12 protein-coding genes are annotated in these 12751 nt (G+C 69.2%); 6 read left to right on the top strand and 6 right to left on the bottom strand.

The window, feature by feature from the left end:
* Positions 1-342 precede the first annotated feature (342 nt).
* Positions 343-2322 (bottom strand): translation factor GTPase family protein, encoded by a 1980-nt coding sequence (locus tag VGH85_13890; protein ID HEY2174895.1) that lies wholly within the window; start codon positions 2320-2322, stop codon positions 343-345.
* Positions 2323-2537: 215 nt separating this feature from the next.
* Between VGH85_13890 and VGH85_13895 the strand changes: the two genes are divergently transcribed.
* Positions 2538-3116 (top strand): hypothetical protein, encoded by a 579-nt coding sequence (locus VGH85_13895; GenBank protein ID HEY2174896.1) that lies wholly within the window; start codon positions 2538-2540, stop codon positions 3114-3116.
* A gap of 95 nt (positions 3117-3211) precedes the next feature.
* Complete coding sequence (locus VGH85_13900) at positions 3212-3937, top strand: type II CAAX endopeptidase family protein (protein HEY2174897.1); 726 nt, start codon at positions 3212-3214, stop codon at positions 3935-3937.
* A gap of 32 nt (positions 3938-3969) precedes the next feature.
* On the opposite strand, the gene VGH85_13905 is transcribed toward VGH85_13900, so the two are convergent.
* Complete coding sequence (locus VGH85_13905; GenBank protein ID HEY2174898.1) at positions 3970-5142, bottom strand: aminotransferase class V-fold PLP-dependent enzyme; 1173 nt, start codon at positions 5140-5142, stop codon at positions 3970-3972.
* 42 nt (positions 5143-5184) lie between these two features.
* Here VGH85_13905 and VGH85_13910 point away from each other — a divergent pair, with 42 nt between their 5' ends.
* Positions 5185-6009 (top strand): pentapeptide repeat-containing protein, encoded by an 825-nt coding sequence (locus VGH85_13910; GenBank protein ID HEY2174899.1) that lies wholly within the window; start codon positions 5185-5187, stop codon positions 6007-6009.
* Positions 6010-6019: 10 nt separating this feature from the next.
* Here VGH85_13910 and VGH85_13915 read toward each other — a convergent pair whose 3' ends face one another.
* Entirely contained in the window at positions 6020-7189 is a 1170-nt protein-coding gene (locus tag VGH85_13915; GenBank protein HEY2174900.1) for a S53 family peptidase, read from the bottom strand.
* Positions 7190-7307: 118 nt separating this feature from the next.
* Here VGH85_13915 and VGH85_13920 point away from each other — a divergent pair, with 118 nt between their 5' ends.
* Positions 7308-8111, top strand: coding sequence for an APH(3') family aminoglycoside O-phosphotransferase (locus tag VGH85_13920; GenBank protein HEY2174901.1), 804 nt, complete (start codon positions 7308-7310; stop codon positions 8109-8111).
* 36 nt (positions 8112-8147) lie between these two features.
* Here the strand turns inward: VGH85_13920 and VGH85_13925 are convergent, their stop codons facing one another.
* Positions 8148-8885 carry a methyltransferase domain-containing protein gene (locus tag VGH85_13925; GenBank protein HEY2174902.1) on the bottom strand — a complete coding sequence of 246 codons (738 nt, stop codon included), beginning with the start codon at positions 8883-8885 and terminating at the stop codon, positions 8148-8150.
* A gap of 66 nt (positions 8886-8951) precedes the next feature.
* Between VGH85_13925 and VGH85_13930 the strand changes: the two genes are divergently transcribed.
* On the top strand, positions 8952-9806 hold the full coding sequence (locus VGH85_13930; GenBank protein ID HEY2174903.1) for an SDR family oxidoreductase: 855 nt from the start codon (positions 8952-8954) through the stop codon (positions 9804-9806).
* A 6-nt stretch (positions 9807-9812) separates the two neighbouring features.
* On the opposite strand, the gene VGH85_13935 is transcribed toward VGH85_13930, so the two are convergent.
* Together VGH85_13935 and VGH85_13940 are read right to left on the bottom strand one after the other, a co-directional pair.
* Positions 9813-11042, bottom strand: coding sequence for a sigma-70 family RNA polymerase sigma factor (locus VGH85_13935; protein HEY2174904.1), 1230 nt, complete (start codon positions 11040-11042; stop codon positions 9813-9815).
* A 6-nt stretch (positions 11043-11048) separates the two neighbouring features.
* Positions 11049-11396 carry a YciI family protein gene (locus VGH85_13940; protein HEY2174905.1) on the bottom strand — a complete coding sequence of 116 codons (348 nt, stop codon included), beginning with the start codon at positions 11394-11396 and terminating at the stop codon, positions 11049-11051.
* A gap of 151 nt (positions 11397-11547) precedes the next feature.
* On the opposite strand from VGH85_13940, the gene VGH85_13945 reads away from it, so the two are divergent.
* Positions 11548-12738, top strand: a complete 1191-nt coding sequence (locus VGH85_13945; GenBank protein ID HEY2174906.1) for a hypothetical protein — start codon at positions 11548-11550, stop codon at positions 12736-12738.
* Positions 12739-12751: the final 13 nt, after the last annotated feature.

Consider the following 12751-nt stretch of genomic DNA (forward strand, 5'->3'; position numbering starts at 1 on the left):
TGAGAAGGCGCACGACCGATGACGCCCGCGCCGAAGGGGACCGGTCGCCCGCCCACCGGCCGCGCCACCATCCCGACATGCCGCAGTGGGCCGAGGCGACATCGTGCGTGCTACTCGCACAATCTGGCCGCGGATGCGAGTACGGCGCACGATGATGCCCACCCCACCGCACCGGCCGGCCGAACATCGGACGCACTACTCGCACAATCCGGCCCCGGATGCGAGTACAGCGTCCGATGATGCCCACCAAACCCCGCCAGCCCACCGACACCGTGCGACATGGTGCGCGCTACTCGCACAATCGCGTCCCGGATGCGAGTACGACGCACGATGATGCCCCACCTAGACCCGCCGCTGCACGTGCAGGAGATATTCCTTGCGGTTGAGGGGATTCTGATCCGTCCGCGGTCTCGACGGGAAAGTGCCGCGCACCGGTTCGTAGCGATCGAACTCGCATTCCAGCACACCTTCGCCCCGGGTGAGGGACGGCAGCCGCTGCTCGAGGCCGTGCACCTTCGCCGCCGGGATCTCCCCATCCAGCAGGTACGCCGTCCCCCGCATCACCGCCTCCTGAGGGACGGCCCGCATGCCCGCCAGAACCGGCACGATCGCCCCGAACGTGTCCGCGGGGATCTCCAGCCCGAACCGGTGCATCGGTTCGTACACCCGGGTTCCGGCCGCCTTCAGCGCGCTCATCACGACAAGCGGCGTCAGATTGCGGAAGTCCTCGCCGGTGCTAGACATGCTCTTGGAGAAGCCCTGATGAGCGTGGCTCTGCCGCGGTGCGTAGCCGGAGTGGGTCATCGTCACCGTGCAGTCGATGACCTCCCATCCGTGCAGCCCTTGGCTCAGCGTCTTTCGGACCGTGGCATCGACCGCCTTGAGGAATGCGAGCGGAAGCGCGCCGAGCTCGATCTCCAAGCGGAACTCCACCCCGGTCCCGATCGGGGCGGGGTCGATGCGCAGACCGACCGCGGCAAGGAACGGATTGGCGTCATCCTTCATGAACTCGACAGCGTGACCGCTCCCGACCGGCCGTTCGATGCAGATCGTCGTCGACTCGCGGAAGCCGACGTCGATGGCGAATTCGTTCGCCAGCGTGGCCTGGATGACCTCCTTCTGCACCTCGCCGTAGAGCGACACGAACGTCTCCTGCCGAAGATCGTCCTGGCGGAGGCCGATCAGGGGGTCCTGCTCGGCGAGCTGGGCGAGCGCGACGTGCAGTGCCCCCTTGTCTGCGGACCGCCCGGGTACGACGACCGTCTCGAGCGTCGGTGGAGCGAAATGGTGTTCGACCGCAGTCGGGGGTACGACGCCGATCACATCGCCGATCTGGATATCGCCGAGACCCCAGAGCCTTCCGATCTCGCCAGCGGCGACGGCGTCACGCTGAACGGTCGTGCCACGGTCGAAAACCCTGACCGCGGTGACCTTTCCGTCGCGGTCGCCGCCGAACGTGACCCGGTCCCGCGTTCGGATCGTCCCGGCGACCATCCGGACGTAGGCGATTTTCTCGCCGGCGGGACCGCGTTCCACCTTGAACACGCTTCCCGACACCGGGCAGCCGGCGTCACCCTCAGCCGCGGGCAGCAGATCGGTGATACCAGTGATCAGGGAGTCGACACCAGCGCCCGTGATGGCCGAGCCGAAGAACACCGGATGCACCTGTGCCTGCTTGGTCTGCGCCGCGAGTTCGCGCCGGAGTCGGCGGTAGGACACCGCCGACTCGTCGTCGACGTACGCCGCGAGAAGGGTGTCGTTGCGATCGGCCAGCAGATCGGCGAGGTCCGCCGCGAAGGGGGTGTCCGATCCATTGAACGGCGCGAATCCAGGGTCGCGGGTGCCGAGGCCGCGGGCCGATCCCATCGGGATGATCGCCGGGGTGAGCCTGTCCGCGATCTCCCGCAGGACCCGCTCGTCCTGCGCGCCGGCCCGGTCGATCTTGTTCACGAAGATGAGCGTGGGGATCCGCAGGCGCTGCAAGGCGCGCATCAACAGCCGGGTCTGCGCCTGCACACCCTCGACGGCCGAGACGACGAGAACCGCGCCGTCGAGCACGCTCAACACCCGTTCCACCTCGGCGATGAAGTCCGGGTGGCCGGGGGTGTCGATCAGGTTGACGGTGACGTCACCGATGACGAACGACACGACGGCGGACTTGATCGTGATCCCGCGCTGCCGTTCGAGAGCCAGGGTGTCGGTCTGGGTGCTTCCGTCGTCGACGCTGCCGATCTCGTCGATGACGCCGGCCGCGTGGAGCAGCCGCTCGGTGAGAGTGGTCTTACCGGCGTCTACATGCGCCAGAATCCCGAGGTTCAACATGGTCACTGCGCGTCGTGTCCCCTACGTAGGTGAATATCCCCTTCTCGTTGGACATCGACGCTGCTCGCATGGTCCTGCTCCCTGGTCGGCTCGGCTCTTGCTCCGGAGTGCACCAGAGCTGACTCCGCAGAGCAACCAATTTGCCGGCCGGCTCGCCTGGCGGCGACGCCGCGCGGCCGCCACTATCGTGGAGCGACCGTTCGGGAGGAGAGGCTGTGGGTGTGGAGCGCGAGCGCTTCGTCGTCCTGGTCAACGGCGTGCCGGGCGCCGGGAAGACGACCCTGTCCCACCCACTGGCCCAGAAGCTCGGCCTGCCGCTGTACGGCAAGGATCTGATCAAGGAGACGTGGGCCGACATCCTCGGTGCCGCGCCGCTGGACGGGCGGACGCAACGGGACTGGAACTCGCTCTTCGGCGCCGCGGCCAGCCAGACCGCGTGGAACCTGCTCGCCCAATCCCCCTGCGGCGGCATCATCGAAAGCCCCCTGCCGGCGAAGTTCCGGCACCACGTCGAGGCCGGCCTCGCCAACGCCGGCGTCACCCGGCCCCTGGAGATCTGGTGCGACGTGCCGCTCGCCCTCGCCCAGGAACGGCTCCGGGAGCGGTGGCCGACCATGCACCCGATCCACGAGAAGGTCGTGATGGCCGACGCATGGAGCCGGGAGTACGGCGGCAGCCCGCTCGGGCTCGGCCCCGTTCTCACCGTCGACACCAGTGGGCCGGTGGACATCGACGGTGTCGCCGCCTGGTGCCGCGCTCAACGCGCTCCACGTCGTGACATGGCCGGCTCGTGAGGGCGCCTGCCGGAAGGACCGGAACCGACCCGGCCGGGCCGCGGCCTATCGTGCGGCGGTGGCTGAACCCATGGCGTTATCCGCTCGACTGCGCGGTGGCCTGGAGTCTCGAGCCGGGGACGCCGATCTGGGGGCTGGGCCAGGCCGCGGCCGTGCTGGCCGTCTTCGTCGTGATCCTGGCGGTCGGTCTTCCCGTGGTGGCGGCGCTGCACCCGCCCGGCATCGTCTTCTCCGTAGTCACCTACGCCGCGCTCGCCGGCGGCCTGGTAATCATCGGCGGGCCGATCGCCCGACGGGCCGGCGGGTGGGCGGCCGCGTTCGGCTGGGGCCGGCCTCGACTCGCCGACACGGGCCAGATCCTGCTCTTCGCACTCATCGGGCTGGGCGCCCGGCTCGTCGCCGGCGGGGTGACGCTGGCGATTTTCCCGCAGCTACGGCACGAGAAGCTGTCCAATCTGCACCTGTCCGGCCTGTCCACCACAATGGTGGTCCTCGCGATCGTGATCGCCGTCCTCGTCGGCCCACCGATCGAGGAGCTCATGTTCCGTGGACTCATTCTGCGCGCCGGCATGCGCCGGGTCGGGTTCCTTCCAGCCGCCCTGGTCGGCTCGTTGATCTTCGGCGCGTGCCACGGTTGGGAAGAACACACCGCCGCCGGGGCGGTGTTCCTCGCCGTCAACACCGCCGCGTTCGGGCTGGTGCAGTGCTTCCTGGTCCGGCGTACCGCCCGGCTCGGGCCGGCCATCGCGGTCCACGGCCTGAGTAATCTCATCGCCGCTGTCGGCGCCCTCGCCACAGGCAGCATCCTCCTCGCGACCTGACCTGCTGAGGCCGAGCGACTAGCTTTCGAAACTCACAACCCGTCCGGTGCGTGCAGGACGTCGAGCACGCGGTCGATCTGCTCCACCGTGTTGAACAGGTGCACCGACAGGCGCAGGTTTCCTTCGCGGTACGCCGCGTCGATGCCTGCCTCGGCGAGCTGCCGGTACCGGTCCTCGCTGCTGCCGATGGTGTCGGTGAGCACGACGAGCGTCGACCGGGCCGTGCCGTCGGCAGGGCTGACCAGGCGGTAGCGGTCGTGCTCGAGGCCGCGGACTAGGTGGTCGATGAGCTGCTGATCCCACCGGGCGATGGCTTCGACCCCGGTGTCGAGGAACAGTTCGACGGAAGCGGTCCACGGCAGGACGTCGAGGAAATTCGCGGGACAAAAGGTGTCGAAGGCGCGGACACCGAGGTTGTCGCGGAGGGTGGTGTCGCGCATCTGGTGCAACCCGCGCCCGGCCTGCATCGCCAGCCAGTACGCCTGTTGGGGCACCAGCCGTGCGAGCAGATCGGAATGCAGCCATGCGAAGCCGGTGCCGTAGGGACCGCAGAGCCATTTGTATCCGCAGGACACGACCGCGTCGACCGGGGTGCGCGTGACGTCGATGGGCCGCGCGCCAAGTGCCTGGGACGCGTTGGCGACCAGCAGGACACCGGTACGTCGGCACACCGCGCCCAGCGCGTCGAGGTCGAGGGCGCAGCCGGTGAACGAGTCGACCCAGGTCACCGCCAGGGCGCGCGTTCGAGGAGTGATCGCCTCGGAGATCTCGTCGGCGGTCAGCGACCCGGACGCCGGCCGCAGTTCGACCGTGCGGACTCCCCTGTCGGCGAGGCGTTTCCAGGGCAGCACGGTGGCGGGGTAGTCGTCGGCGATGACGAGGACTTCGTCACCGTCGTTCCACCGCAGTCCGTTGGCAATCAGATGCAGCCCGTACGACGTGCTGTTGCCCAGCACGATGTGGTCCGGCCGGCCACCGACGAGTCGGGCCAGCAGCGAGCGGAGCCGCTCGGGTATGTCGGTGAAGTCATCATCTGCGATGCGGTGCGGTGCGACTTTCAGCTCGGCCGCGTCGTGTGCGGCGGTGACCGCACGGTGCGGCAACGGGCCCTGGTGCGCGGTGTTGAACCAGCTTCGGCCGTCGAAGGGGCCGAAGTCGGCCGCCGCCGCGGCGACGCCCGACGGCGTCGGAACAGGATCGATCATGGTGGCAGTGTCCATGCCGGGCCTCGGTGCGAGGATGGTCGGGTGTCGGCCCGTCGTACCACGCCCAGCCTCAGCGCCGACTGCTCGCGCTGCGTCGGGCTCTGCTGCGTCGCACCGGTCTTCTCCGCGTCGGCGGACTTCGCGATCGACAAGCCTGCGGGTCACCCCTGCCCCAACCTGCAGGATGGCTTCCGCTGCGGAATCCACGATCGCCTGAGGTCCACTGGCTTTCGGGGCTGCACCACCTACGACTGCTTCGGCGCCGGACAGCAGGTCTCCCAGGTGACGTTCGGCGGCCGGGACTGGCGTACGGAGCCACCGCTCGCCAAGTCCATGTTCGACACGTTCGCGGTCATGCGGCAGTTGCACGAGCTGCTCTGGTACCTCACCGAGGCTGCTGGCCTACCCGCGGCGGCGCCGCTGCACGCCGACCTTTGCGACGCCATCACTGACACCGAACGCCTGACGCACGAGCCGTCCGGGGTGCTGGTCGGACTCGACGTGGCGGCTCATCGGGACCGGGTCAACGCCCTCCTGCTCCGAGCGAGCGAACTCGCGCGCGCCGCTTCACGTGGCCCGATGGCCGACCATCGGAATGCCGACCTGATGGGAGCCGACCTGCGCGGCGCAGATCTTCACGGCGCCACCCTGCGGGGGGCCCGTCTCATCGCCGCCGACCTCCGCCGCGCCGACCTGAGCGGCGCGGACCTCATCGGGGCCGACCTGCGGGACGCGGACATCCGGGGCGCCGACCTCACCGGATGCATCTTCCTCATCCAGTCCCAGATCGACTCGGCCAAGGGCGATGCGCAGACGCAGCTGCCGCCATCGCTCATCCGACCGTCGCGCTGGCCCGGTGCGAGCTAGCGGGCAACCGCTAGAAGGCGCCGGTGCCCTTGGGGGTTCCCAGGCCGGTCGGGCCGTCCCAACCCTTGCCGGCCGTGCACCACACCTTGGTCGGGCAGGTTCCGTTGTTGCCGACGATGATGTCGATCAGGGAAGCGGTGTGGCTCCAGGCGAGGAGCGCCGGATAGCCGGCGGTGTTGCCCGACAAGGCATAGACGCTGGCGATGATCGGCGACGCGACGCTGGTGCCGCCGAAGACGAGCCATCCCTTCAGCCCCTGGTTGGCGAAGGAGTCGTAGACCGCGACGCCGGTGTTGGGGTCAGCGACGGCCGACACGTCGGCGCTGGCCTTGTGGCTGCATTTCGTCGCGGTGGTCTGCCAGGTCGGCCTCGCGTTGAGCGTCGAGCAGCCCGAGCCGGCACCGTTCCACGCCGTCTCGTGCCAGCCCCGTGCGGACGAGGAACGGAACAGCGACGTGCCGCCGACCGCGGTCACGGTGCCGTACGACGCGGGGCTCTGGACGCCGTAGCCGCTGTCACCTGTCGATGCGGTGATGGCAATCCCCGGGTGGTTATAGGCAGATGTCGCGTGGGTGTCCGAGCCGCCATAGCTGTTGCTGATGGCCTTGACACCGGTGGTGCTGGCCGCGCGGTTGACTGCGGTGCCGAGGTTGGTGAAGGAGTTGTCGGCCGACTCGACCAGGCGGATCTTGCAGTCGGGACAGGTCGCGCTGACCATGTCGAGGTCGAGCGAGATCTCCTGCGACCAGCCGCTGTCGGCACGCGGCGGTGTGGTTCCGCCGGTCTGGTTGACCTTCTTGAAGCAGCCGTTGGCGGTGGTGCACGCCGGCAGGCCGAACTGCTTGCGATAGACGCCGAGGTCGGCCTCGGCCTTCGGGTCGTCGAAGGCGTCGACGATCGCCACCGTGCGGCCGCCCGACTTGGCGGCGCCGAGAGCGTAGGCCGAGCGGATCGCCGTCGGTCCGTAGCCCGAGGGTGCCGCATGGGCGACCGCCCTATCGGTGGCGGCGGAGATCGTGTCATGACGGATCGCCAGGCAGCCCGCATAACCGGGTGCCGGTCGATTACAAACACGTGTGTTCTGGTGGGTCACGCTGTCCGCGGACGCACTGACACCCGCCAACACCGTCACCGCCAGCACCCCTAGCACCACGGGCACGACAAGCGCGCCCCGTTTCATGCGGATTCCTGTGCGGCTGTGCATCTCAAACGTCTCCCCCAGTTCGGCCAACCTACCAAGTCACGGCGCATGGCGGGCGGTGATGGAAAGCTCGTGTGGGTCCGCCACAATGAGCGCCGTGGGAGTGCCGCCGTCGCTGTGTCGCCGCTTCGGGCGCCGCGACTGGCACGCAATCGGCCACGGGATGTCGGGCGCGGAGGTCTGGCGGTTCGGCGGTGAACCGGGCTTCTACCTGAAGATCGTCTCCCGCGCCGATCCGATCGCCGTCCGCGAGCTCGCCGACGAGGCCGACCGCGCCGGCTGGCTCCGTGCGCAGGGATTCCCCGCTGCCGACGTGATCGAGTTCGACGGCGTCGCCGACCGGTGTTGGCTCCTCACCAGGACGTTGGCCGGTCGTCCGGTATCGGCGCACTGGGCCGAAACCGAACGGGATCGGGCGATCGACGCCTTCGCCGATGTTGCTCGCGCCTTGCACGGGCTGCCGGTCGGGTCGTGCCCGTTCGACCGCAGCCTGGCCGTGACACTCCCCCTTGCCCGCTCGGCGGTCGAAAGCGACGCGGTCGACCTCCAGAGGCTGGATCCCGAGCGTCAGGGCCGGACCGGCCACCAGATGCTCGCATCTCTCGACGCCGCGATCCCGGATCAGAAGGAGGATCTGGTCGTCTGCCACGGCGACCTGTGCCTGCCCAACGTCCTGCTCGACCCCGTCGACATGACGGTCACCGGGCTGGTCGACGTGGGTCGTCTGGGTTCAGCCGACCGGTATCTGGACCTTGCCCTCGCCACCCGAAGCATCGCCTCGGAAAGTCTGAACCCGCAGTTCGGCGACCGCCATGTGCGGCGTTTTCTCAGTCGTTACGGCGAAATCGAACCGGATCCGGCACGTATCGACTTCTACCGTCTGCTCGACGAGTTCTTCTAGAAAGCGAGACGAATCGCGTACGTCGACTGGACCTGGTCACTCACCCGGGAGTTCGGCCCGCTCGGCGCAGACGACGAGGAAGTTCGGTAGCTCGATGTATGCCTCGACTCCAGGTGCGGCCTCGTCCGCGACGGCGGGGTCGAGGCCGGGCTCGGCAATCTCCCGGATCCGGCATCCGAGCCCGGCGAGTTCGTTGAGGTAGGCCGACAGCGGCCGGTGGAAGTCGGCCGCGTAGGTCGCGGGAATCTCGTACTCCTGCAGATATCGATCGGTGCGGTAGACGCCGTGCTCGCGCCAGGTGGTCCAGAGCTGCTCGAAGCACGGGTGGTTGATCGAGAACACGAAGACCCCGCCCACGTCGAGCGCCGAGACACAGGCGCGCATGGCCGCCCGCCAGTCCGGAATCGCCGACAGCACGACGTTGGCCACGACCACGTCGAACGTCCCGAGAGCTGGCGGCGCGGAGAGGTCCGCCTCGACGTACTCGATGCCCAGCGGATCCGCGACCTCGAGATCCATGGCGTAGTCCAGGAGTGACCGGCCCGGTTCGAGACCGACGACCTTCGCTCCCCTGGCGGCCAGCAGCCGGCACAGGTATCCCTGGCCGCTGCCCGCGTCGAGCACCCGACGCCCCGATACGTCGCCGAGCATGCGCCACAGCACGGGGTTGAGCAGATGCTGCCGGCAGAAGTCGCCCTCCGGCCCGAACTGTTCGTGCGCCGATCGCGGGATCGCCCCCCAGCGCCGGATGCCTGCCTCGCTCGGCTCGGTCACAACACGCACCCTCCACGTCGGGCGCCCAGTATGCGACAGGCGATATGGCCCTGACACGATCGGCCGATGATCGATACCGAGCTGGCCGGGCGGGTCGCGTTGGTGACCGGGGCGAACAGTCCGCTGGGAATCGGCGCGGCGGTCGCGCGCGCCCTGGCGGCACAGGGCGTCCAGGTGGCCCTGGCGTTCCTCCCCCGGGCGTCGGACACGACCGTCGACGACCACCCGGCACCGGGCCCGGCCCGCTACGACGCCGCCAACTCCGCCGACGGTCGTCAGGTGCGCGACGAGATCGTTAGTGCGGGCGGGGTCGCGGAGCTGCTGCCGGTGGACCTCGCGGATCCGCACGCCTGCGTCGACATCTTCGACCGCGCCGCCGACTCGCTCGGCTCGGTTGAGATCCTCGTCAACAATGCGGCGTACTGCCGGCCGGACACCTTCATCCCGGCCGGCGGCACACGGTTCCACAGCGAGATGACCCCGATCACCGGCGAGACGATCGATGCCCATCTCGCCGTCAACACCCGTGCACCGGCGTTGCTGATGGCGGAGTTCCATCGCCGGCACCTCGCGCGGGCCGCGACCTGGGGCCGGGTGCTCAACATCAGCACCGACGGCGCCGACGCCTTCCCGTCCGAGGTGTCCTACGGCGCGTCGAAGAGTGCGTTGGAGAGCCTGACGAGGTCGGCGGCGCACGAACTCGGACCGGCCGGTATCACCGCCAATATCATCTCGCCCGGGCCGATTCAGACCGGGTGGATCGCCGACGACATGCTCGCCGACATCGACCGGGACACCCCGCTGGGCCGGGTGGGGAAACCGGAGGACGTCGCCGATGTCGCGGTCTTCCTGACCTCGGCACAAGCGCGCTGGATCACCGGGCAGACGATCTACGTCGGGGGCGGCCACCGGATGGTCTGACCGCAATCACCGCTCGGCGAGCCAGGTGTCGCGGCGGCGTTCCCGGTAGCGACGCTCAGGGGCGGACAGCTCACCGGCGAGCGACGCTGTGGCCTCCGCGGCGGCTTCGGCGTAACGACCCTCGCGGGCGAGCAGTTCGCTGCGTACGGCGTGCCATCGCGGCCCCGGCGTAACGGTTTCGAGGGCGGCGAGTCCGGCAACGGCGCCGTATTCCTCGCTCAGTGCCACCGCCCGGCTCAGCGCCGCGGCCGGGGTCGGCGCCACACTCAGCAGCAGGTCGTAGAGCCGGACGATCTCGGTCCAGTCGGTCTGCTCGTAGCTGGGCGCGCGGGCGTGCTCGGCGGCGATCGATGCCTGCAGCTGGTAGGGGTCGGCGACACCGGCGGTACGCCGCAGCGACGCGGTGAGCAGCGCACAACCCTCGGCGATAGCCGTGGCATCCCACTGCGAGCGGTCCTGGTCGGCGAGCAGGACGACGTCGCCGGCGTCGTCGATGCGAGCCGGCTGCCGCGCCTCGGTCAGCAGGATCAGGGCGAGCACGGCCGCCGGCATCGGTTCATCGGGCAGCAGGTCGACCAGAAGTCGACCGAGCCGCACGGCCTCGACGCAGACGTCGACATCGAGTGCGGTCGCTCCGGCGAGTGGTGCGTGGCCCGCCGTGTAAAGGGCGTGCACCACACCGCAGACGGCGCCGAGCCGTCCGGGCAGGTCCGCGTCCGACGGCACGGTGTACGGGATCCGTGCGACGGTGATCTTGTTGCGGGTGCGGGTCAGGCGCTTGGCCATCGCCGCCTCGGTGGTCAGCAGCACCGCGGCTACCTGCGCCGTCGACAGGCCGCACAACGTGCGCAGTGCGAGTGCCACCCGGGCGTCGGGAGCCAGGGCGGGGTGGCAGCAGGTGAAGATGAGTCGGAGCTGGTCGTCGCGGACGACGCCCGCGGGCGGCAGATCCGCCGTACCGGGGTCCATCAGGACACTCCCGTCGCGCTCCTTGGTCGCCCGGGCGCTCTCCCGGCGCAGGATGTCGATCGCCTTGCGTCGCGCCGTGACGGTGAGCCAGGCCCGTGGCTCGTCAGGCACCCCGGTGCGCGGCCAGTCCCGCAGCGCGGCGAGGACGGCGTCCTGTACGGCGTCCTCGGCGACCGACAGGCTGCCCACCGTCCGGACGAGGGTGGCCAGGACGCGGGCACCCTCGATCCGCACGGTGTCGGCGAGCTGGTCGTGCGCCTCCGCCATGTGGCGTCACCTCGACCTGACGACCGGCCGTACCTCGACCGCCCCGCCCCAGGCGGCCGGGATGCGCGCGGCGATCGCGACGGCCGCATCGAGATCGGCGGCCTCGATCAGGTAGTAGCCGGTGAGCGCCTCCTTGGTCTCCGCGTAGGGCCCGTCCGCGGTGACCACCTCGCCACCGCGGGCACCGACGACCCGGACGGTCGTCGCCGTCCCGGTCGGATGGAGCACGGCGCTGGACAGGACGCTTTCGGCGTCCTCGCGCCCGAATTTCTGGTACTCCACGAGCGTTTCGGCGTTCTCGGGGGCGAACCAGTCCACGTCGGCGGTGTAGGTCAGAGCCAGGTACTGCGCCATGGCGATGCTCCTCGATCCGGTCGGGCCCGATGCCCGACTCATGAGAAGGACGAACGAGCGGACCCGAGAAGGACATCATCCCCGGCGGGTACGGCCGATCACCAGACCGACGGGAATCGGCATAATCGGTCTTCGATCGAGGAGGCGGGTCGTGGACATCCACCAGTATCTGGCCGGCTGCGCGTGGGACAAGGCGGATCTCGAGGCCTTCCTGGACCCCGAGACCCCCGGCTGGGCGCGCTTCGACCCGCTCACCGGATACGCGTTGGACGACATCTGCATGCGCGACGGCGTCGACGACTCCTTCACGATCAGCACCTATACGCCCGACTTGGCCCGCCGGATGGTCCGCTACCGCGAGCGTCCGTGCCGGATCAACACCTACGGCGACAGCTTCACCCAGTGCCATCAGGTCAGCGACGGTGAGACCTGGCAGGAGGTGCTCGCCGCGCACCTCGGTGAGCCGGTCCGCAATTTCGGCGTCGGCGGGTTCGGCGTCTACCAGGCCTTCTGCCGCCTCCGCCACATCGAGCAGGGTGAGCTGGGCGCGCCGTACGTCGTCCTCAACATCTACGACGACGACCACGTGCGAAACCTCGACGCAGCGCGGTGGTTCCGGCTGGCCGGCTTCCGGTCGGCCATGGGCGCCAACATCCGGTCGATGATGCACGCGAACCCGTGGCCGCATGTGCGTCTGGATGTGTCGACGGGTCGCTTCTGCGCGCGAGATAACCCGATGCCGGCCGCGGACGATCTCTACCAGCTGTGTGAGCCGGCCACGGTCGATGCCTTGTTCGCCGGCGACGAGGTCGTGCAGCTGGAGTGTCTGCGCAACGACATCGATGTCGACGACATCGAACCGCTCCGCGCGCTCGCCGAGGCATTGGGAGCCGACGTCGATCTCGCCGGTCCGGATCGCGCGCGGCAGGCCGACCGACTTCTCGTCCACTATGGACTGCAGTCGACGCTGTACACCCTCGATCTGGTCCGGAACTTCGTCGCCGAGCACGGCAGGAAGCTTCTGATCGTGCTGAGCTACAGCGGAAAGTCGGTGATTCGCCATCTCCGCGGTGAGCCCCGATTTGACGGAGTCCTGCTCGACTACCTGAGCAGAACCGGCCTTCCCGTGGTCGACATGCTCGAGGAGCACGCCGCGGACGCACGCGACTTCGCACTCGATCCGGCGGCGTACTGCGACCGCTACTACATCGGCCACTACAACCCGACCGGCAACCACTTTTTCGCGTTCGCCATGAAGGACCCGCTCGTCCACTGGCTCGACCCGACGCCCGTCACCTACCGCGGCGACGGCTTCGTCGCCGCGGCCGGGGACCTGGCCTGACTGCGTCGGCCGC

The organism is Mycobacteriales bacterium (assembly GCA_036497565.1).
Lineage (GTDB): Bacteria > Actinomycetota > Actinomycetes > Mycobacteriales > QHCD01 > DASXJE01.